Below are 21,021 nucleotides of genomic sequence, written 5' to 3'. Positions count from 1 at the left end.
TTTTGAGTTACTCGTTTCTGTGTTCGTGCAACGCCCCAAGACGATCGTCTCGGGGCGTTGCTGCGTTATCGAGCAGTGAGATCATTGAGCGGGCGGCATTGGACAAGGTTCTACTCTTGTGAGTCAAATAGCCCAGGGGTCGCTCGATAGGGCGGTGCGCGACAGGCAAAATATGAACATTCGCGTCGATCAATGTCTCCGGCAGCACGCTCCAGCCTAGTCCTATATCGACCATCATCTTCAATGTTTCTAGATAATTGGTGGAAAGCCCAACGCTCACATCGAGTCCTTCCCGGGCAAAAGTGTCGAGGACTATGTCGCGAGTAAAAGTCAGATGGCCGGGCAGTACCGCATCGTGCTGGGACAAGGCGGACAGGGATAATTGATCCTGCCGGGCTAGGGGATGCTCCTTGCCGCACACGAAACGCAGCCGATCGACCCATATCGGCACCACGTGCAAGCGTCGATCGGGTATTGGCGCAAGGGTAACGACCGCAATCTCCAGCTCGCCGGTGAGTACCCCCTGATAGGCCTGCTCTGAATCGAGAAAGCGCAGATCCATGCGCACTTCCGGATGGGCCTGGGTATAAGCCTTGAGTATCGGCGGCAAGCGATGCAGGCCGATATGATGGCTTGTGGCCATGGTCAGACTCCCTCGAACATCCCCGGCCAGATTGGCCAGTGCCTGACGGCTGTCCTCTACCATGACCAGTATTTCCCGAGCGCGCGGTAGCAGTACCTGGCCGGCTTCCGTCAAGCTGATCCGACGACCGATACGATCAAAAAGGCGCTCACCGATTTGATCTTCCAGCGTGGCAATGCGTTTGCTTACTGCCGGCTGGGTCAGGTAAAGCTGCTCCCCGGCTAGAGAAAAGGAGCCGTTTTCGGCGACGGCGAGAAAGGCTTGCAGGCTTTGAGTATCCATTCACAGTCGTCCAATGTTTGGATCGCGCTTTTTGCTTCGGCGCTTATTCCGTTCGGGAATGCAAAGAATGAATAACATGAATTGATTTTATGTTCGAGTCGCGTGAGACTATTTGAAAAGAACAGTATTTTTCACGCAAATGCCGTGACAATCGATTAAACAGCACTCGATTAGACAAACACAGGGCCGATGACCCGGGAGAACGACATGGCAGGCCAGACACTTTACGACAAATTATGGTCCCAGCATCTTGTAAAACAGCGGGACGACGGCAGCGCGCTGATCTACATCGATCGTCATCTATTGCACGAAGTGACTTCACCCCAGGCCTTTGAAGGCTTGCGTCTGGCCGGACGAAAGCCCTGGCGTCTTGATGCCAATCTGGCAACACCGGATCACAACGTGCCGACCACCCTCGTTGAACGTGCCGCCGGCAATGCGGGTATCGTCGATCCGGTATCGCTCATTCAGGTGCAGACTCTGGACGACAACTGCGAGGCCTTCGGCATCGAGGAGTTTCGTATCAACGATGAGCGCCAGGGCATCGTGCATGTGGTCGGCCCGGAGCAGGGCGCAACGCTGCCCGGCATGACGGTGGTCTGCGGCGATTCCCATACCGCCACCCACGGTGCTTTTGCTGCCCTGGCCCACGGCATCGGTACCTCCGAGGTCGAGCACGTCTTGGCAACCCAATGCCTGTTGGCCCAGAAGATGAAGAACATGCGAGTGCGGGTGGAGGGTCAGCTGGGCGCCGGCGTGACCGCCAAAGACATTGTGTTGGCGATCATCGGGCGCATCGGGACCGCCGGCGGCACCGGCTGTGCCATCGAGTTCGCCGGCAGCGCGATTCGCGATCTGTCCATGGAAGGCCGCATGACCATCTGCAACATGGCCATCGAGGCGGGTGCCCGGGTAGGGCTGGTGGGCGTCGATGACACCACCATCGACTATCTGCGCGAGCGCCCCTATGCGCCCACCGCCGAGCAGTGGGACGCGGCCGTAGCGGCCTGGCGTGAGCTGGTATCTGATGAGGATGCGGTGTTCGACAAGGAGATTTTGCTGGACGCAGCAGAAATCGCACCCCAGGTGAGCTGGGGCACCAGTCCCGAGATGGTGGCGCCGATCGAAGGAGAGGTGCCGGACCCAGATGCCATCGCCGATGACACCGTCAAGCGTGGCGTGGTTCGCGCCTTGGAATACATGGGGCTCGCACCGCGTCAGAAGATCACCGATATTCGCCTCGACAAGGTGTTCATCGGCTCCTGCACCAATTCCCGCATCGAGGATCTGCGCGAGGCGGCCAAGGTGGCCAAGGGCAAGAAGGTCGCGGACTCCATTGCGCTGGCGATGGTGGTGCCGGGCTCTGGCCTGGTCAAACGCCAGGCGGAGGCGGAAGGGCTCGACAAGATATTCCTGGAAGCCGGCTTCGAATGGCGCGAGCCGGGTTGCTCCATGTGCTTGGCCATGAACGCAGACAAGCTCGGCGCCGGGGAGCACTGCGCCTCCACCTCGAATCGTAACTTCGAAGGGCGCCAGGGCTATGGCGGGCGTACCCATCTGGTGAGTCCGGCCATGGCCGCGGCTGCCGCCATTGCGGGCCACTTTGTTGATGTTCGCAACCTCACCCAGCAACCTCAGGAGGCCTGAGCCATGCAAGCCCTCAAACAGCATCAGGGTGTGGTGGCGCCTCTCGATCGCGCCAATGTGGACACCGACCTGATCATTCCCAAGCAATTCTTGAAGTCGATCAAGCGCACCGGCTTTGGCCCTAATTTGTTCGATGAGCTGCGCTATCTGGACGAAGGCTATCCGGGACAGGACGCATCAAACCGCCCGGTGAACCCGGAGTTCATGCTCAACCAGCAACGCTATCGGAATGCCAGTATTTTGCTTACCCGACGCAACTTCGGTTGTGGCAGCTCCCGGGAGCATGCGCCCTGGGCACTGGAAGACTTTGGCTTTCGCGTGGTCATCGCGCCGAGTTTTGCCGACATTTTCTACAACAATGCCTTCAAGAACGGCATCCTGCTGGTGCCCCTGGGCGAAAAGATTGTTGATCAGCTGTTTCAGGAAGTCGAGTCCAGCGATGACTATCGTCTCGCGGTGGATCTCAAGGCCCAAACTGTCACCACCCCGAGCGGCGAGGTGTTCAGTTTCGAGGTGGATGGGTTTCGTAAGCACTGCCTGTTAAATGGCCTAGACGATATTGGTCTGACCCTGGAGCATGAAGGAGCAATTCACGATTTTGAGCAGCGCCATCGTGTAGCCCAGCCTTGGCTGTTTCGCGGTTGAAACCTGCTGCACCCGTTTATTTGGCATCAAATTACAGCGTTATAGAGAGATACCATGAGTCGCAAGATTCTCATTCTAGCCGGAGATGGCATCGGTCCGGAAATCACCGCTGAGGCGGTCAAGATATTGAAAGCCTGTCAGCAGGAAGGTCTTGATATCGAGCTGGAAGACGCCTTGGTGGGCGGTGCAGGCTTTGATGCCGAGGGCGATCCACTACCCAAAACGACGCTTGAAAAAGCCCAGGCGGCGGACGCTATTTTGCTCGGCGCCGTGGGCGGTCCCAAGTGGGACAGCCTCGAGGATATTCAAAAGCGTCCGGAGAAGGGGCTGCTGGGACTGCGCAAGCACCTTGGCCTATTCGCCAACCTGCGTCCGGCGCTGCTGTATCCGCAGCTAGCGGAAGCTTCGAGCTTGAAGCCAGAGGTAGTGGCAGGGCTCGATATCATGATTCTGCGGGAGCTCACCGGGGGTATCTATTTTGGTCAGCCTCGGGGTATCGAGGAGCGGGACGGCCAGCGGGTGGGCTTCAATACCTACGTCTATTCCGAGAGTGAGATCGAGCGCATCGGGCGTGCTGCCTTCGAGATGGCGCGCAAACGCGATCGCAAGCTGTGCAGCGTGGACAAGGCTAACGTGCTCGAAGTCACCATGCTGTGGCGGGAAGTCATGAACAGGCTGGCGCCGGAGTACCCAGACGTGGAACTCAGCCACATGTACGTCGATAACGCAGCCATGCAGCTGGTACGGGCGCCCAAGCAGTTCGATGTCATGGTCACTGGCAACATGTTCGGCGACATTCTCTCGGATGCGGCGGCCATGCTCACCGGGTCCATCGGCATGCTGCCATCTGCTTCTCTCAACGAACACAACCAGGGTATGTACGAGCCCTGCCACGGCAGCGCGCCGGATATTGCAGGTCAAGGCGTGGCCAATCCGCTTGCGACCATCCTGTCCGTAGCCATGATGCTGCGCTACTCCCTGGACGAGCCGGCGCTGGCCGAGCGCATCGAAAAAGCGGTGGGGCGCGTACTGGACGACAACCTGCGTACCGCGGATATCGCGTACCCGGGTACTCGGAAGGTATCCACCGCCGAAATGGGCGACGCCGTACTCGCCGCCTTTAATCACGCTTAAGCCGCTCTTAAGACATCAGGAGAATTATCATGTTGAAAGTCGGATTCGTTGGTTGGCGGGGCATGGTCGGCTCCGTGCTCATGCACCGCATGCGCGACGACAATGACTTCGCCGGTATCGAGCCGGTCTTCTTTACCACCTCCCAGGTGGGGCAGGCCGGGCCGGATATCGGCGTGGACGTGCCGCCCCTCAAGGACGCTTTTGATCAAGAGGCGCTCAAGGCGCTCGACGTGATCGTGACCTGCCAGGGCGGGGACTATACCGGCGAGGTCTATAAGCCGCTACGCGAGTCCGGCTGGAAGGGCTACTGGCTGGACGCGGCGAGCACATTACGCATGAGCGACGAGGCCACCATCGTGCTGGACCCGGTCAATCGTCATGTGATCGATGCCCAGCTAGCCAAGGGCACCAAGACCTTTGCCGGCGGCAACTGCACTGTCAGCCTGATGTTGATGGGGCTTGGTGGTCTGTTCGAGGCGGATCTCATCGAATGGATGACCTCCATGACCTATCAGGCCGCTTCCGGCTCCGGCGCCAAGCACATGCGCGAATTGCTCAATCAGATGGGCTCGCTGCGGGACGCAGTACAGGGGGAGCTTGAGGATCCTGCCAGCGCAATCCTCGACATCGATCGCAAGGTGTCCGAGTCGATGCGCGGCGGCGACTTCCCCGTGGAAAACTTCGGCGCACCCCTGGCCGGTGGTCTGCTGCCTTGGATCGACAAGGCCATGGACAACGGCCAGAGCAAGGAAGAGTGGAAGGGCGGGGTCGAGACCAACAAGATCCTCGGTCACGAAGCCAATCCGATTCCCATCGACGGCCTGTGCGTACGCATCGGGGCCATGCGCTCCCACAGCCAGGCCTTTACTATCAAGTTGAAGAAAGATGTGCCGATAGATGAGATAGAGGATCGTCTGGCTAGGCACAACGACTGGGTCAAAGTCATCCCCAACGAAAAGGATGCAACGCTCAAAGGTCTGACGCCTGCTGCCGTCACCGGCACCATGAGCGTTCCGGTAGGGCGCCTGCGCAAGCTGGCCATGGGAGGTGAATATTTGACCGCCTTCAGCGTGGGTGACCAATTGCTCTGGGGTGCTGCGGAACCGCTCAAGCGTATGCTTGGAATCCTGCGCGAGCAGTAACCACGCAGGCCGGTTTCCAGTATTCACGACGCCTCCTCCGGGAGGCGTCGTTGCGTTAAAGAGCAGTGAATGTGCTGACGGCAAGGACGATATAAGTATTCAAACAACATCATACCGTTATCTGCCATGAACCCATCGACAGCAGATCGGGACAGTAAAATGCGCTAGGGGATAACCATGAAACGTACACTTCCACTGATCGTCGCGACTACTCTTGCGGTTGCCAGTCCCGGACTGCAAGCATTGGATCTAGACGAGATGCAGGTTCAGTCCCGTCTCGATGAGCCCTTACGTGCGCGTATCCCGCTGATCGATTTGCAGGGAATCGACTCAAGTCGGCTTCGCGTGCATCTGGCGAACAAAGCAGAATTTCAGGAGGCGGGGCTACCTCGGGCCGACCTAATCGATGATCTGCATCTAGCGATAAACCGCGAGGGTGGCGATCCCGTGCTATTGCTGAGTACCGATCAAGCCGTCAGCGAACCCTATCTTGAACTGCTACTGACCCTGGAATGGCCGGGTGGCGAGCAGCGTCGCCAGATCAACGTGTTGCTCGATCCGCCAGCGTACAGGCTCCCGCCATCGCTGCTTACCGCGGCGCAAACCTCGAAATCCGCAGAAAGAAACACTCAGCGCGAATCCGTTGCGGATCAACCGCTTCTGCCCACCAGCAAGCCGGCAGTGTCGGTAGACGCAGCCAGAAAGACCGCCGGTGCCTTGCCACACCAGCTCGTTGTAGAACGGGGTAATACGCTGTGGAGTCTTGCGGATGGCATTCGTCGTCAATTCGAGGTCAGCACTGAACAGGCGATGCTAGCCTTGTTCCGCAGCAACCCAAGAGCCTTTGAAGCAGACAATATCAATACCCTACAGGCCGGCACGGTGCTTGCCATTCCTTCACGCGCTGCGATGACTTCGATCGATTCGCGTCAGGCTCGCCAACAGGTACTTGAACAGAACCGGGCCTGGAGTTCCGCACAGCCAGATACAGTGGCAAGCTCTTCTTTTGATGAGACAGCCTCCGTCAGTTCGGCCGAGACGGTCATGGTTGATGCCGAGGCGGCGATTGCTTTATATGGCGGCATCGAGAAAGCTGAAGCTGCGAAAGCGGCAGCCGTTACTGAAACTCTTGACATCTTGCCGGAAAGCAGCGTCTCTTCCGCAGTGCTTCCTCAGCCTGGCATTTCCAATACGGTGCAAAGTGCTACGAATGCATCTGAATTGCAGGCCAACCTGGTAAGCGCAGAGGAACTAGAGAGCGTCACCGCTCGCCAGGATGAGCGCCTGAGCGCGCTGGAATCGAATTTGAAAATGACCAACGACACCCTGGCCCAGGTCCGTGAACAAAGCGATCAGCTGGGTGGCATGATGGCCAGTCTGCGTAAGAGTGTGGAAGGCCTGCACGACCGGCTCGTTGCCTCCTTGCAGCCGGAGCCATTGGAAAGCAGCGGCATTGGCCTGTCGGGTCTGGTTCAGCAAATGAAGGGCAACATGATTACCGTCGGTGGCGTTGCTGCCATTGCATTGCTACTGCCCTTGGCCTTGCTGCGTCGTCGCCAGCGTTCCCGTGTCGAGAAGCACGAGGAAGTCGAACAGGTGCAGCCGCCCTCGGTCGCGCAAGAGAGCGACTTATCCTGGATGCAAGACGAGATGCAGGACGAGATGACAGCCCGGGCGGTACCCATGAGTGTTGCCGATGAGTTTCAGGATTCACCGGCCCAGGCACAGACCCTCAACGATGCGGATGTGTTTATTGCCTATGGCCGTCATGCTGCTGCCCGTGAACTGCTGGAGCAGGAGCTTGAGAATGCCCCCGAGCGTCATGATCTCAGGCTCAAGCTGCTGTCGGTATATATCGCTCTCGATGAGCGTGAAGCCGCTGAGCGCGAGGCGGATTTCCTGCAAAATCACGCTCAGCCAGCCTATCATCAGGAAGTTCAGCGGTTGTTGGCAAGCCTTGATGCACAGTACGAAGATGCGGTTTTCGAACAGGCGACACAAGAAACACCGTCTTTTGAAATGGAATCGTCCTTCGAAACGGACGACAGCGATATTCTGGAACCGGTTTCTGAGCCGCCCGTAATGAAGAATGAGGAAAAAGCGACGCAATACCCGTTCGATGAGCATGTTATCGACTATCAGCCGCCAAACCTTCAAGTAGCGGATACGCAGCGTCCCGGTGAGCGCTCCTCGGAGATCGTTTACCCCAGCAATCTGGAATTGGCTAAGCGCGACAGGCAGGGTGCATCGCCGCTCGATCAGCAGTCCGATAGCGACGAAAACTGGGACATTCAGGAAATAACCTTCGAGCCAGGACGCAAGAGCGATCAGTATCCAGCCCCGGACGCCTTTCGCCATTGACGCGTTCTGACGCGAGATAAACGCTGTCTTGATAGAAACGACGCCCCTCACCGAGGGGCGTCGTTTTTGTCATGTCATAAAACGGAAAAAAGACATCGAACCGGCTTGCGTATAAAATAGGCGTTTCTTTTCAGCATGAATATTGAGCATCGATGGCCCTATTCGAGTACCTGGACGATACCCGCCCCTTGACGGGGCGTTTGGCCCTTGGGGTGGAGTACGACGGCAGCCACTACTGCGGTTGGCAGCGTCTCAAGCAGGCGCCGTCGGTACAGGCGGCGCTGGAAGATGCGCTGAGCAAGGTAGCTGCAGCGCCGGTCAAGGTGTTGTGCAGTGGTCGCACCGACAGCGGCGTGCATGCAACTCGCCAGATCGTACATTTCGACGCTCCAGTGCCGCGTAGTCAAAAAGCCTGGGTCTACGGCGCCAATGTCAATCTACCCCGGGATGTCGCCGTGCGCTGGGCCGTGCCCGTTGCAAGCGATTTCCATGCGCGCTTTCTGGCGCTGGCGCGACGTTATCGCTATGTGATTCTCAACCAGCCCAGTCGTCCGGTACTGGAACGCGCCAATGCTACCTGGTGTCGTGAGCCTCTGGACGCCGCGCTCATGCATCAAGCCGCGCAAGCCTTGGTGGGAGAACACGATTTTTCGAGTTTTCGCGCCGCAGGCTGTCAATCCAAATCTTCCTGGCGCCATCTGCACTTCATCGAAGTCAATCGCTATGGGCCGCTGGTGGTGATCGACGTTCAGGCAAACGCATTTTTACATCACATGATTCGCAATATTGCCGGCGCTCTGGTGGCGGTAGGCAGGGGAGAACAGGATGTGGATTACCTGGCCTATCTGCTGACGCTGCGGGATAGGGCCAAGGCCAACGTCACGGCTCCGGGTTGTGGCCTGCATTTCGTCGACTCGGTCTATGCCGAGCGCTTTGCATTGCCTCAAGAGCCGCTGGGGCCGAACCTGTTGGCATTTCTGGGGGAGTGGACCGGGGAGCGGGCAATACCCGATAGCCCTAGGGTACGTCATCGTAGTCGACTGCCCGAAGCTGAAATTCCGCCCATTGAAGGTACAGGAACATGAGCCGGTTCACGACAGGCCGTACCCGAGTCAAGATCTGCGGCTTGACCCAGGAACAAGACGTCGATGCGGCTGTAGCGGCGGGTGCGGATGCGCTGGGTTTTGTGCTGTGGCCGGGCAGCAAGCGGGCAATCGATGTGCAGCGCTTGGCGCAACTTGCCTCACGGGTGCCCGCGTTTGTCACCCGGGTAGGACTATTTGTCGATCAGCCGATGGACTTCATTCGTCGCTGCGAACCCTATCTGGATCTAGTGCAGTATCATGGCAATGAATCCCCGGATTTCTGTGGCCAAACGATGCGTCCCTGGATCAAGGCACTGCGCATGCGTGAAGGACTCGATGTAGAGGCAGCGGCAAAAGCCTATGATAAGGCGCGCGGGCTGTTGCTCGATGCCTATAGACCCGGCGTGCCCGGGGGTACCGGAGACACCTTCGATTGGTCGCGAATCCCCGCAAGTCTGGAAAAACCTGTTATTCTCGCGGGTGGTCTCACCGCGACCAATGTCGATGAGGCCATTCGTGCAGTCCGCCCCTATGCGGTGGATGTTTCAGGAGGCGTCGAGCGCTCTCCCGGCATAAAGGATCTTGCACGTATCCATGCATTTTTTGATCAAGTATCTCTCGCTCAACACTCTTGAGCCCAAGCGGCTCTAAAAAGCGACCCTAAGAGGTGTCTTTCGTGTCCAAGTTCAGTGACCTGACCCGTCTGCCCGATGCCCGCGGCCACTTTGGTCCCTATGGTGGCCGGTTCGTTTCGGAGACCCTGAGCTTCGCACTGGAGGATCTGGAGAAGACCTACATGAGTCTTCGCAATGATCCGGACTTCCAGGCGGAATTCGATCGTGATCTGGCGCATTATGTTGGCCGTCCATCGCCGCTTTATCACGCCGAACGATGGTCGCGCCAGCTTGGCGGTGCACAGATCTGGCTCAAGCGCGAGGATCTCAACCATACCGGCGCCCACAAGGTGAACAACACCATTGGCCAGGCGCTTCTGGCCAAGAGAAGCGGTAAGCCGCGGGTCATTGCCGAAACCGGCGCTGGTCAGCACGGTGTAGCCACCGCCACGGTGGCGGCGCGGCTGGGGCTCAAGTGCGAGGTCTACATGGGGGCCGAGGACATCAAGCGCCAGAAGCTCAACGTCTATCGCATGCGTCTGCTGGGTGCCAATGTGATTTCCGTGGAGTCCGGTACCCGCACTTTGAAGGACGCCATGAACGAAGCGCTGCGGGACTGGGTCACCAACGTCGACGACACCTTCTATATCATCGGCACCGTGGCGGGGCCGCATCCCTATCCATTGCTGGTGCGGGATTTCAACGCGGTGGTAGGTCGCGAAGCCCGGGAGCAGTCGCTCAAGCAGATTGGCCGCCTGCCGGATACCCTGATTGCCTGCGTCGGAGGCGGCTCTAATGCGCTGGGGCTGTTCTATCCCTTCGTCGAGGATGAGGACGTGCACATGATCGGGGTCGAGGCAGGCGGTGACGGTATCGAAACCGGCCGCCATGCCGCTCCGCTGAGCGCCAATGCACCCCAGGGCGTGCTCCACGGCAATCGAACCTATCTGATGTCCGATGAAGGCGGTCAGGTATCCAGCACCCACTCGATTTCCGCAGGTCTCGATTATCCCGGGGTAGGACCGGAGCACGCTTTGTGGAAGGATGTCGGTCGCGTCGAGTATGTGGCAGCCAACGACAAAGAGGTGCTTGAAGCCTTCCGTGAACTTACCCATGTCGAGGGCATCATGCCGGCCCTGGAGCCAGCCCATGCCCTGGCCCATGCCAAGGTTCTCGCGCCCACCATGCGCCCCGACCAGCACATTATCGTCAATCTTTCCGGGCGGGGCGACAAGGATATCCTGACGGTGGCCAAAATTGACGGCATGGACTTTTGAGGGGTGAAAATGAAAGGCGCAGGAATGAATCGCATCGATCAACGTTTCAACACCCTGAAGGATCAACGACGTACCGCTTTGATTCCCTATATCACCGCCGGGGACCCGAGTCCTGAGTACACTGTCGGGTTCATGCATGCGCTGGTCGAGGCCGGCGCTGATGTAGTCGAACTCGGCATGCCGTTTTCCGACCCCATGGCGGACGGGCCGGTCATTCAGAAGGCCTGTGAGCGAGCGCTAAAGCACGACGTTCGCCTGACCCACATTCTTGCCATGGTGAAGGAGTTCCGCCAGCAAGATAACGAAACACCGGTGGTATTGATGGGCTATCTGAATCCCATGGAGCGCATGGGGCTGCAGGCGTTTGCCGAGCAGGCCGCCGCTTCCGGGGTTGATGGCGTATTGGTGGTGGATATGCCACCGGAAGAAGCCGATGAGATAGCGCCGCTGTTCAAAGAACATCATCTGCACTCGATCTTCCTGGTGGCACCGACCACCTCGAAAGAGCGGGCCGCAATCATCTGTGCTCATGGGGAAGGCTATCTCTACTATGTGTCGCTCAAGGGTGTGACCGGCGCCGCCAATCTGGATGTCGCCAGTATAGAGCGTCAGCTCGACTCTTTGCGTCAATTGACTTCGATCCCCTTGTGCGTTGGTTTCGGCATTCGTGATGGCGCCACCGCCGCCGCGGTAGGTCAAGTGGCTAATGGCGTCATCGTCGGCAGTGCCTTGGTGTCGCGAATCGCTGATAACTGCGAGCATCCTGAGCAGGCTCGTGAGGGGCTAAAGGCGTTGATGAGTGAAATGCGTCATGGGTTGGACGCGCCTGACGCCGAGTAAAAGTTTACCGCTTTCAATTTCAAATCCGAAAGGCGTGTCGGATCATTGCTTTCGGATATTCACAACAGCAGCAGAACGGAAATCTTTTTACCATGAGTTGGCTAGACAAGATCGTGCCGTCCATGGGCCGCATTCAGCGCAACGACCGGCGTACCAGCGTGCCGGATGGTTTATGGCGCAAGTGTCCCAAGTGCGACGCAGTACTCTATCTTCCCGAGCTGGAACGACATCAGGATGTCTGTCCCAAGTGCGACCATCATCTGCGATTGACCGCCCGCAAGCGTCTGGACTGGTTTCTGGACGAGGAAGGGCGTGAGGAGATCGCAACGGATTTGCAGCCCGCCGATCGCCTCAAGTTTCGGGATTCCAAGAAGTATCGTGACCGCCTCACTGCGGCACAGAAGGAAACCGGTGAAAATGATGCATTGGTCGCCATGCGAGGCATGCTCGGGGGATTGCCGGTAGTGGTCGTCGCCTTCGAGTTCACCTTCATGGGCGGCTCCATGGGCGCGGTAGTGGGCGAGAAGTTCGTGCGTGCTGCGCGGCTCGCTCTGGATGAGGGCATTCCTTTCATCTGTTTTGCCGCCTCCGGTGGCGCGCGGATGCAGGAAGCCCTTTTTTCCTTGATGCAGATGGCCAAGACCTCCGCCGCGCTGGAAAAACTCAAGCAGGCAGGAATCCCCTATATTTCCGTACTCACCGATCCGGTGTTCGGCGGCGTGTCCGCTTCTCTCGCCATGCTGGGCGATCTCAATATCGCCGAGCCCAATGCCTTGATCGGTTTCGCCGGACCGCGGGTCATCGAGCAGACCGTGCGCGAGCAGTTGCCGGAGGGTTTTCAGCGCAGCGAGTTCCTGCTCGAGCATGGCACGGTGGACATGATCGTTCATCGTCAGGAAATGCGTGAACGGGTCGGCGGCATATTGCGCAAGCTGACGCATCAGCCCGTACTCGGTATCCCCGTGGAGCCTAGCGAAGAATCGAATGATCTGCAGGAAGAGCTGCCTTTCGAAGAGGAAACGCCCCAGGACGTTGAACGCTGAATGAGCGCTAGTCTGACGCTGACCGAGTGGTTGGCGCGTATCGAGCATGAGCATCCGGTCAGCATCGATCTTGGCCTTGAGAGGGTGGCTGAAGTTGCCCGTCGGATGGGGCTGACCGATATGCCTCTTGTGGAGCGGGTCATCAGCGTGGCGGGTACCAACGGCAAAGGCTCGACGGTTGCCATGCTCGAAGCATTGTCTCGCGCTCATGGTTTGTCCACGGCCACCTATACCTCTCCTCATCTGCTGCGCTACAACGAGCGTTTGCGATTGGACGGGGTTGAAGCCTCGGATGAACTGCTGGTCGAAGGCTTCGAGCAGGTTGAGGCGGCTCGCCTATCCTTCGAGCCCATCAGCTTGACCTATTTCGAAGTCGGCACCCTGGCGGCCTTCTGGGCGATCGCCGAGCGCCGTCCTCAAATAGCCATTCTGGAAATCGGCCTTGGCGGGCGTCTCGATGCGGTCAACGTTATCGATGCGAACGTGGCCATCATTACCACCATTGCTCAGGATCATGCGGCCTTTCTAGGCACCGATATCGAAGGTATCGGGCGCGAAAAGGCGGGTATCATGCGGTGCGCGCGTCCGGCAGTGCTGGGCAGTCGGGAACTGCCGGCTAGCGTCTATCGAACAGCGCTGTCGCTGGGTGCCGGCATTCATGCGTTGGGAAATGATTTTTCTCACCATCGCCAAGAAGACGGTACAGGCTGGTGCTGGCAGGGGCGTGACGGCGAAGGCAATCCGTTGAGCTTCGAGAGACTGCCGGACCCAGGATTACCGTTGGATAACGCCGCCAGCGCTTTGCAAGCACTGGCGCTTGCGGGTATCGCGCCCGATATTGAAGCCTGTCGGCGCGGGCTTGGCGCGGTGTCGTTGCCTGGACGCATGCAGTGGCTGGAAAACTGGTGCCTGGATGTGGCCCACAATCCGCAGGCAGCTGAATACGTGAGCGCGAGGCTAGCGGAGCGCGAGCCTCCCAGTCGTCGTATAGCGCTACTCGGCATGCTGGCGGACAAGGACGCTGGTGCCGTCATCGATGCATTGGCTCCCCAGGTGGATGGCTGGGTGACAGTGAGTCTCAACGTTGAACGAGGCCGTGACGCCGAGTCCCTTGCGGCTCTTCTTGAGCGCCATGAGCAAACGGTGCTGCATCAGGCTGGATCACCTCGAGCCGGGGCCGAGTGGTTGATCGATATGCTTACCGATACTGACGAGGTGCTGGTATGTGGTTCTTTCTTTACCGTCGCCGACGTGCTTGGCTGGTATGATGCGCGAAACTCGCAAGTCGATCCGGAGCCAGCATCTACCTCCAGGAGGAAAACATGAAATACGGCATGCGCGAACGTATAAGTGGCGCAGTGATCTTATTGGCGTTGGCAGTGATCTTTATCCCCATGTTGTTTGACGATCCTCCTTCCCGGGAAACGCAGCCCGAGCCGACATTGACCCTTGAAAAGCCTATCGACGTCGAGCGCAAGGATGTTGCTGAACCAGAACCACCGGCAAGCCTGGGGCAGATTCAAACGCCTCAGATGCGTGGTGATACGCCCAGATCATTCGATGAGTCCTCATCGGTCGATAGAGTCGAGCCCGAAGAGGTGCAGCGCGCCAGGCAGCAGGCCTCGCAGCAAAAGCCCACTCAGCAGATCGCCAAGCCCGATACCCGCTCCGATCCCATCGCGGAGCTGGCACGTCGCAATCAGGAACGTGCGAACGCCCAAGAGAGCGAAAAGAACCGACCCCAGGAGAGTGCTCAGCAGGAGACGCCCAAGGCAACGCAAGGCGACTGGGCGGTTCAGGCAGGCAGCTTCGGGGAGCCGGATAACGCAAAAAGCTTTCAGGCCGATCTCGAGACAAAAGGCTTTAATGCGTTCAGTCGGACTCGGGACAATGATTTGACGACGGTTTACGTCGGTCCTTACACCTCTTCCGAGGCAGGTGAGAAGGCACGTACCGAACTCAAGCAGAAAGCCAACATACAAGGTCTGCTGATTCGACTGAGGGGGCAGGAGTGACACTGACCTGGTTGGATTGGGTGTTTCTGGCCATTCTGACAGTGTCGATGTTAGCAGGTTTTGCGCGGGGTCTTATGCGGGAGGCGCTGGGCTTGGGGGCCTGGATTCTTGCGCTGATAGCCTCACGAATGTTCGCCCAGCCCGTTGCGGATAGGCTCGAAGGCGTCATCGATCATCCGGATGCACGTTTGATAGCGGCATTCGTGCTGATCATACTTGCGGTGGTCGTGGTATGTGGAATCGTTATTCGTCTGGTGCAAGCCGCCGTCGAGTGGGTTGGCCTGGGATTTTTCAATCGCCTGGCCGGTGCGGGTTTTGGGACGCTGCGCGGCGGCGCTATTCTGGTGGTGGCCACGGTCGTGATCACCTTGACGCCTCTGGTGCAGCTGCAGGCTTGGCAGCAAGCGGAGTTGCGCCCTGCTTTCGAAGGGTTGAGAGACTGGACGATGGCGCGTATCCCGGACTGGAAACAGTATGTTCCCCAAGCCGAAGAAGAGTTACGTTCTTTATCCGTGCCTACCGCGCTGCCCTTTGGATCGCCTAGAGACGATGCCCAGTAATAGGATCACAATGCAGCTCGAGCGAGTCTCGGCTGCTGTTTTATCGACGTGGTTTCATTGAAGTGAGGTAAGGCGACATGTGCGGTATCGTAGGCCTTATGGCCACTCGGCCGGTCAATCAACCGCTCTATGATGCCCTTACGGTGCTTCAGCATCGTGGGCAGGATGCTGCCGGAATGATGACCTGGCACGAAGGGCGCTTTTTGCTACGCAAGAGCAACGGCTTGGTACGGGATGTTTTTCATACCCGCCACATGACTCGACTCAAGGGTAACCTGGGCATCGGTCATGTGCGCTATCCCACCGCGGGCTCTTCGAGCGAAGCGGAATCCCAGCCGTTCTACGTCAACTCGCCCTATGGTCTGGCGCTTGCGCACAACGGCAACCTGACCAACTCCGATCAGTTGAAGCAGGAGCTCTACTCCACGGATCTGCGTCACATCAACACCAGTTCCGATTCCGAGGTGCTGCTCAATGTATTTGCTCACGAACTAGGCAAACAGGGCCATCATCTCGAGCCAGAAGACGTTTTTGATGCAGTGCGTCGCGTGCATCGTCGCTGTCGCGGAGGCTATGCCGCGGTTGCGATGATCAACGGTTTTGGCATGGTGGCCTTCCGCGATCCTCAGGGCATCCGCCCGGTGGTCTTCGGTACCTGCGAGACCGAAGAGGGGCGCGACGTGATGATCGCCTCGGAATCGGTGGCCCTAGACGTAGGCGGCTTCGAGCTCACCCGTGATCTGGCGCCTGGAGAGGCGATCTTCGTCGACATGAAGGGTGAAATACATACTCAGTCCTGCGCCGAACGCACGGTGCTGGCACCCTGCATCTTCGAATATGTCTATCTAGCACGACCGGACTCGATGCTCGATGGTGCCTACGTCTACGTCACTCGCATGGAAATGGGCCGCAAGCTCGGCGATCGCATCCTCAAAGAGTGGCAAGATCACGACATCGATGTCGTGATCCCGATCCCGGATACGTCGCGTACCTCTGCCTTGGAGCTGGCCCAGCATCTTGGCGTGACCTATCGCGAGGGTTTCGTCAAGAATCGTTACATCGGGCGTACCTTCATCATGCCAGGCCAGACTCAGCGTAAGAAATCCGTGCGTCAGAAGCTCAACGCCATCGACAGTGAGTTCGAAGGCAAGAATGTGCTGCTGGTGGATGATTCCATCGTGCGCGGCACCACCTGCAAGCAGATCATTCAGATGGCCCGAGAAGCCGGCGCCCGCAAGGTCTATTTTGCCTCCGCCGCGCCGCCGGTGCGCTATCCCAATGTGTATGGCATCGACATGCCGGTGGCCAACGAGCTGATCGCCCATGGCCGCAGCGAAGCGGACGTCGGCGAGCTGATCGGCGCCGACCGAATTTTCTATCAGGATCTAGAGGATTTGAAGGCGGCCTGCCACAAGGTCAATCCGCAGCTTGAGCGCTTCGACTGTTCGGTATTCGATGGCGAGTACATCACCGGCGATATCGATTCGACCTATCTCGGCGCGTTGGAAGCCTCGCGCAGCGATGCGGTCAAGCAGCAGTCCGGCTCGGCGCACTCCGTTGTCGATCTGCACAATGATGTCGAAGATTACGGCTAGCTATCGTACTCAACATTGCCTTGCATAATCTTGAGCACAAGCAGGGCGACTCAATCCCAAACGGGTGAAAACTTATGCATCAGGATGGCGCTTTCGAGCACATTGACGCCTTAGCCTTCGACACTCTGGCGGTACGAGCCGGGCAGAGGCGCACCAATGAACAAGAGCATGGGGATCCGATCTTTCCGACCTCGAGCTTTGTCTATGCCAGCGCCGCCGAAGCCGCAAGCAAGTTCGCCGGCGACGAGCCGGGCAACATCTACTCGCGCTTTACCAATCCCACCGTTCAAGCCTTCGAGCGTCGTCTGGCGGCGCTCGAAGGAGGGGAGCGGTGCGTTGCCACCAGTTCCGGCATGGCGGCCATTCTCTCTACGGCCTTGGCGCTACTGGAAGCCGGTGACGAGATCGTTGCGTCACGATCGCTGTTCGGCTCCACGGTCAGTCTGTTCGACAAGTACCTGGGCAAGTTCGGCATCACTACGCGCTATGTGGAGCTTGGCAATCTCGAGGAGTGGGCGGCGGCGCTGACACCGAAAACCCGTCTGCTGTTTGCCGAAACACCCTCCAATCCCATGTCCGAAGTGGTGGATATTGCGCAGTTATCAAAATTGGCCAAGGAGCAAGATGCCTGGCTTGCCATCGACAACTGTTTTCTGACCCCGGCGCTGCAACGACCGCTGGAGCTGGGAGCGGATCTGATCATTCATTCCGCGACCAAATATCTCGACGGTCAGGGCCGAGCCATTGGCGGTGCCGTAGTGGGGCGAGACAAGGAGCTGGAAGAGGTGTTTGGGGTCGTGCGCACCTGTGGCCCTTGTCTGAGCCCGTTCAATGCCTGGATATTTCTCAAGGGGCTCGAGACCCTCGGGCTACGCATGAAGGCCCAGTCCGAGAACGCCCTGCAACTGGCACAGTGGTTGGACGCCCACCCTGCGGTGGTGAGGGTGCACTACAGTGGTCTTGAAAGCCATCCTCAGCATGAGCTTGCGCGTCGTCAGCAGCGTGGTTTTGGTGCGGTGCTGGGAGTGGAGATCAAAGGGGAGCGCGAGGGCGCTGGACGGTGATCGATGCCACCCGATTGATGTCGATCACCGGCAATCTTGGCGATGTGAAGACCACTATTACCCATCCGGCCACCACGACACATGGCCGTCTCAGCGACGAACAAAAAGCGGCGGCAGGAATTGGCGAAGGCCTGCTTCGCATTGCGGTAGGGCTAGAGGATACCGAGGATCTAAAGGCCGATCTGTCCCGGGGTCTCGATAGCTTGTTGTGAAATAGACAGCCGCATCAGGATAGTTTGAGACGTTGGCGCCGTCGTTTTCCACATAACGCCAGAACAGCGCAACGGTAATTTCAGCAGTAGCAAGGGGCTCGCCGCAGTGCGGGCCCTTGTTTTTTTACTTTAAATACCGTCATGCTGGCTGATCTGATGTCAATGAAACGTTCGGCAGAACCTGCGCTGAATATCGATTGAGAGAGGACGGTATCCATGTGGCGTAACTCGATTCGAGGATGGGGGCTGATCAGTATCCTGATCCACTGGCTGAGTGCTATCGCGGTGATAGGGCTATTCGCGCTGGGGTGGTGGATGACGGATCTCACTTATTACGACGCCTGGTACAATCTAGCTCCTTGGTGGCATCGCTCTATGGGCATGCTGATATTGGCGCTTACTGCGCTTCGCGTTCTCTGGCGATTGTTTCAGCCGACGCCTAGGGAGCAAGGGACGCGGCTGGAAATGGTGGCAGCCAAGATTGGTCATCTGTTGATCTATGCGCTGCTATTCGTCGTGTTGATCAGCGGCTATCTGATTTCTACCGCCAATGGCAGCGGTATCAGCGTGTTCGGTTGGTTCACCGTACCCGCTACTGTCTCCGGCTTGCCCAATCAAGCCAGTATTGCTGGCGAGGTCCACTGGTATAGCGCCTGGGCACTGATGATTCTTTCCCTGGGACATGCGCTGGCGGCATTCAAGCATCTATTGATTGATCGCAACGATGTCATGCGTCGCATGATCGACCCCCGCACGTCGCGGCGTCTGTCCTGATATCTTTTCTCATTTGGTATATCGTTGACGTATTACTCATAACACCAAGGAGTTCCCGATGTTCCAGAAGACCATGATTGCCGCACTGTCGGTGTCGTCACTGCTGCCCTTGGCTCAAGTCCAGGCCGCCGACTACATCATCGATAAGGAGGGCCAGCACGCCTTCATCCAGTTCAAGATCAGCCATCTGGGCTACTCTTACATCCTTGGATCCTTCGAGGATTTTTCGGGTAACTTCAGCTACGATCCGGAAGATGTCGCGTCCTCGAGCGTCAATGTGGATGTCAATGTCTCCAGTCTCAACAGCAATCACGCCGAGCGGGACAAGCATATCCTGAACGAGGATTTCCTTGATGCCTCCGAGTATCCCACCGCGACCTTCGAGTCCACCGGATTCGAGTCTACCGGTGAGGGGGAAGGTAAACTTACTGGTGACTTGACTCTGCATGGTGTCACCAATGAGATCACCATGGATGTGACGCATATCGGTGGTGGCAAAGATCCCTGGGGTGGCTATCGTGATGGTTTCGAAGGAACGACCAACCTGACCCTCGCCGACTACGATATCGACATGAGCAAATTTCCGCCGGTGATGCAAGAACTCGAGTTGTATGTGGTATTCGAGGGCATTCGCCAGTAAGCGGCCACTAACCTATTACATTGAAAGGCGCCTCGTCGGCGTCTTTTTTTATGGTCTGTTCGCGCTGGATCGAGGAAGTATTTACCTAAGATGCCATACCCAAAATGGCTTCAGGAATCAGCCTTTGAGTTCAACGCTTATTATCCCTAAGAAGGATTGTGGCCAGGTTCAAGCCGAATTATGGTCGAGTCAATGGCGTTGCTAGCCAAGGCGTTGTACGACATAGACATAATAACAACCGAACGCCAGGAGTCTTCATGACGCAGTCCCTTCAAGCAGAGCTTCGGGTCGATGAGACGCAGGTCGCCGATACCAGTTTTGCGCGCTTCATCAATGTCCAGAAGAGTTACGACGGCGTCGAGCTGGTCGTCAAGGACTTCAACCTTGATATCCAGAAAGGGCAGTTCGTGACCTTGCTGGGCCCTTCCGGATCTGGAAAGACTACCTGCCTGATGATGATGGCAGGCTTCGAAACTCCCACTCACGGCGAAATTCTGCTCAAGGGTGAGCCAATCAATGATCTGCCGCCTCATAAGCGCGGTATCGGCATGGTGTTCCAGAACTACGCGCTGTTTCCCCACATGAGCGTGGCTGAAAATCTAGCCTTTCCCCTCGAAGTTCGTCATTTGAGCAAGAACGATATCAAGCAGAAGGTGCAGCGTGCCTTGGCAATGGTTCGCTTGGAAGAGTTCGGTGACCGTCGGCCTGCCCAGCTCTCTGGAGGGCAGCAGCAGCGCGTCGCCTTGGCGCGAGCACTGGTTTTCGAGCCCGAACTGGTGTTGATGGATGAGCCTCTCGGCGCGCTGGACAAGAATCTGCGCGAGGAAATGCAGTACGAGATCAAGCGCATTCATGCAAGTCTTGGGGTGACCATGATCTATGTCACCCACGATCAGACTGAAGCACTGACCATGTCGGACCGTATCGCGGTGTTCAACGATGGTGTCGTACAGCAGCTGGCCACCCCTGAAGCGCTTTATGAGGAACCGGAGAACGCCTTCGTAGCTTACTTCATCGGCGAAAACAATCGTCTCTGTGGCGATGTGATCGATTACCAAGGTAATACTTGTAGGGTACGCCTGGACAGCGGTGACACGGTACTTGCCAAACCCGTTGCCGTCAGCGATGTAGGGGCAAGAACCACGCTGTCGCTGCGTCCCGAGCGGGTCAGTATCGTGGCAGATGATGATACTTCCCTGGAAAACTGCTTCACGGCTCAGGTGCAGGAAGTGATCTATCTTGGCGACCACCTACGCACCCGGCTTTCGGTGTGCGGTAACGACGAATTCATCCTCAAGACACCCAATGCGGAGGGTACTGCCGGTCTGCGTCCAGGACAGACGATCAAGGTCGGGTGGTCGAGTAGCGACTGCCGGGCGCTGGATGCCTGAAAGTCTTGTATAAAAGGCGTAGCCGAGTCGGCCGTGACGTTACGCCTTTCATCCAAT

General features: G+C 57.8%; 18 protein-coding genes and 1 pseudogene. 18 read left to right on the top strand and 1 reads right to left on the bottom strand.

All coding sequences use genetic code 11. The features are described 5' to 3' along the window. Positions 1-7 precede the first annotated feature (7 nt). On the bottom strand, positions 8-925 hold the full coding sequence (locus CH74_RS03315; RefSeq protein ID WP_048306065.1) for a LysR family transcriptional regulator: 918 nt from the start codon (positions 923-925) through the stop codon (positions 8-10). 207 nt (positions 926-1,132) lie between these two features. Here CH74_RS03315 and leuC point away from each other — a divergent pair, with 207 nt between their 5' ends. From leuC to CH74_RS03225, 18 genes and pseudogenes are all read left to right on the top strand, one after another. Continuing rightward, positions 1,133-2,572 (top strand): 3-isopropylmalate dehydratase large subunit, encoded by a 1,440-nt coding sequence (gene leuC, locus CH74_RS03310; RefSeq protein WP_048306064.1) that lies wholly within the window; start codon positions 1,133-1,135, stop codon positions 2,570-2,572. A 3-nt stretch (positions 2,573-2,575) separates the two neighbouring features. Further along, positions 2,576-3,217, top strand: coding sequence for a 3-isopropylmalate dehydratase small subunit (gene leuD / locus CH74_RS03305; RefSeq protein ID WP_048306063.1), 642 nt, complete (start codon positions 2,576-2,578; stop codon positions 3,215-3,217). 54 nt (positions 3,218-3,271) lie between these two features. Next, on the top strand, positions 3,272-4,351 hold the full coding sequence (gene leuB / locus CH74_RS03300) for a 3-isopropylmalate dehydrogenase (RefSeq protein WP_048306062.1): 1,080 nt from the start codon (positions 3,272-3,274) through the stop codon (positions 4,349-4,351). 29 nt (positions 4,352-4,380) lie between these two features. After that, the gene (gene asd / locus CH74_RS03295; protein ID WP_048306061.1) at positions 4,381-5,493 is read left to right on the top strand and encodes an aspartate-semialdehyde dehydrogenase; all 1,113 of its coding nucleotides are present in this window, start codon (positions 4,381-4,383) and stop codon (positions 5,491-5,493) included. A gap of 177 nt (positions 5,494-5,670) precedes the next feature. After that, entirely contained in the window at positions 5,671-7,854 is a 2,184-nt protein-coding gene (locus CH74_RS03290; protein WP_048306060.1) for a FimV family protein, read from the top strand. Between the two features lie 152 nt (positions 7,855-8,006). Next, on the top strand, positions 8,007-8,939 hold the full coding sequence (gene truA / locus CH74_RS03285) for a tRNA pseudouridine(38-40) synthase TruA (RefSeq protein WP_048306059.1): 933 nt from the start codon (positions 8,007-8,009) through the stop codon (positions 8,937-8,939). Continuing rightward, positions 8,936-9,574, top strand: a complete 639-nt coding sequence (locus tag CH74_RS03280; RefSeq protein ID WP_048306058.1) for a phosphoribosylanthranilate isomerase — start codon at positions 8,936-8,938, stop codon at positions 9,572-9,574. Before truA ends, CH74_RS03280 begins: the two co-directional genes overlap by 4 nt. Positions 9,575-9,615: 41 nt before the next feature. Further along, the gene (gene trpB / locus CH74_RS03275; RefSeq protein WP_156181327.1) at positions 9,616-10,830 is read left to right on the top strand and encodes a tryptophan synthase subunit beta; all 1,215 of its coding nucleotides are present in this window, start codon (positions 9,616-9,618) and stop codon (positions 10,828-10,830) included. 24 nt (positions 10,831-10,854) lie between these two features. Next, positions 10,855-11,670: a tryptophan synthase subunit alpha gene (gene trpA / locus CH74_RS03270; RefSeq protein ID WP_048306056.1), complete on the top strand. Its 816-nt coding sequence runs from the start codon at positions 10,855-10,857 to the stop codon at positions 11,668-11,670. Positions 11,671-11,762: 92 nt separating this feature from the next. Next, on the top strand, positions 11,763-12,713 hold the full coding sequence (gene accD, locus CH74_RS03265; RefSeq protein ID WP_048306055.1) for an acetyl-CoA carboxylase, carboxyltransferase subunit beta: 951 nt from the start codon (positions 11,763-11,765) through the stop codon (positions 12,711-12,713). Beyond that, complete coding sequence (locus CH74_RS03260) at positions 12,714-14,039, top strand: folylpolyglutamate synthase/dihydrofolate synthase family protein (protein WP_048306054.1); 1,326 nt, start codon at positions 12,714-12,716, stop codon at positions 14,037-14,039. Further along, positions 14,036-14,728, top strand: coding sequence for an SPOR domain-containing protein (locus CH74_RS03255; RefSeq protein WP_048306053.1), 693 nt, complete (start codon positions 14,036-14,038; stop codon positions 14,726-14,728). The genes CH74_RS03260 and CH74_RS03255 overlap by 4 nt, the downstream gene beginning before the upstream one ends. Then, on the top strand, positions 14,725-15,288 hold the full coding sequence (locus CH74_RS03250) for a CvpA family protein (protein ID WP_048306052.1): 564 nt from the start codon (positions 14,725-14,727) through the stop codon (positions 15,286-15,288). The genes CH74_RS03255 and CH74_RS03250 overlap by 4 nt, the downstream gene beginning before the upstream one ends. Positions 15,289-15,365: 77 nt before the next feature. Then, positions 15,366-16,883, top strand: a complete 1,518-nt coding sequence (purF, locus tag CH74_RS03245; protein WP_048306051.1) for an amidophosphoribosyltransferase — start codon at positions 15,366-15,368, stop codon at positions 16,881-16,883. Between the two features lie 74 nt (positions 16,884-16,957). Continuing rightward, a pseudogene (locus CH74_RS03240) lies at positions 16,958-18,159 on the top strand (O-succinylhomoserine sulfhydrylase). A gap of 216 nt (positions 18,160-18,375) precedes the next feature. Continuing rightward, the gene (locus tag CH74_RS03235) at positions 18,376-18,933 is read left to right on the top strand and encodes a cytochrome b (protein ID WP_048306050.1); all 558 of its coding nucleotides are present in this window, start codon (positions 18,376-18,378) and stop codon (positions 18,931-18,933) included. Positions 18,934-18,991: 58 nt separating this feature from the next. Beyond that, positions 18,992-19,573 (top strand): YceI family protein, encoded by a 582-nt coding sequence (locus CH74_RS03230; protein ID WP_048306049.1) that lies wholly within the window; start codon positions 18,992-18,994, stop codon positions 19,571-19,573. Between the two features lie 257 nt (positions 19,574-19,830). Next, a complete protein-coding gene (locus CH74_RS03225) occupies positions 19,831-20,964 on the top strand; it encodes an ABC transporter ATP-binding protein (RefSeq protein ID WP_048306048.1) in 1,134 nt (377 codons plus the stop codon). Positions 20,965-21,021: the final 57 nt, after the last annotated feature.

Source organism: Halomonas sp. PR-M31, from assembly GCF_001039575.1.
In the GTDB taxonomy this organism is placed as follows: Bacteria; Pseudomonadota; Gammaproteobacteria; order Pseudomonadales; family Halomonadaceae; genus Modicisalibacter.
The sequence above is the reverse complement of the archived record's forward strand: the minus strand, read 5'-3'. Positions and strand labels throughout refer to the sequence as shown.

Coding starts and splice junctions, on each gene's coding strand:
- trpA (WP_048306056.1), top strand. CDS start 10,855: ATGAATCGCATCGATCAACGTTTCAACACCCTGAAGGATCAACGACGT.
- CH74_RS03230 (WP_048306049.1), top strand. CDS start 18,992: ATGTTCCAGAAGACCATGATTGCCGCACTGTCGGTGTCGTCACTGCTG.
- truA (WP_048306059.1), top strand. CDS start 8,007: ATGGCCCTATTCGAGTACCTGGACGATACCCGCCCCTTGACGGGGCGT.
- asd (WP_048306061.1), top strand. CDS start 4,381: ATGTTGAAAGTCGGATTCGTTGGTTGGCGGGGCATGGTCGGCTCCGTG.
- leuC (WP_048306064.1), top strand. CDS start 1,133: ATGGCAGGCCAGACACTTTACGACAAATTATGGTCCCAGCATCTTGTA.
- leuD (WP_048306063.1), top strand. CDS start 2,576: ATGCAAGCCCTCAAACAGCATCAGGGTGTGGTGGCGCCTCTCGATCGC.
- CH74_RS03290 (WP_048306060.1), top strand. CDS start 5,671: ATGAAACGTACACTTCCACTGATCGTCGCGACTACTCTTGCGGTTGCC.
- accD (WP_048306055.1), top strand. CDS start 11,763: ATGAGTTGGCTAGACAAGATCGTGCCGTCCATGGGCCGCATTCAGCGC.
- purF (WP_048306051.1), top strand. CDS start 15,366: ATGTGCGGTATCGTAGGCCTTATGGCCACTCGGCCGGTCAATCAACCG.
- leuB (WP_048306062.1), top strand. CDS start 3,272: ATGAGTCGCAAGATTCTCATTCTAGCCGGAGATGGCATCGGTCCGGAA.
- CH74_RS03315 (WP_048306065.1), bottom strand. CDS start 925: ATGGATACTCAAAGCCTGCAAGCCTTTCTCGCCGTCGCCGAAAACGGC.
- CH74_RS03280 (WP_048306058.1), top strand. CDS start 8,936: ATGAGCCGGTTCACGACAGGCCGTACCCGAGTCAAGATCTGCGGCTTG.
- CH74_RS03260 (WP_048306054.1), top strand. CDS start 12,714: ATGAGCGCTAGTCTGACGCTGACCGAGTGGTTGGCGCGTATCGAGCAT.
- CH74_RS03255 (WP_048306053.1), top strand. CDS start 14,036: ATGAAATACGGCATGCGCGAACGTATAAGTGGCGCAGTGATCTTATTG.
- CH74_RS03235 (WP_048306050.1), top strand. CDS start 18,376: ATGTGGCGTAACTCGATTCGAGGATGGGGGCTGATCAGTATCCTGATC.
- CH74_RS03225 (WP_048306048.1), top strand. CDS start 19,831: ATGACGCAGTCCCTTCAAGCAGAGCTTCGGGTCGATGAGACGCAGGTC.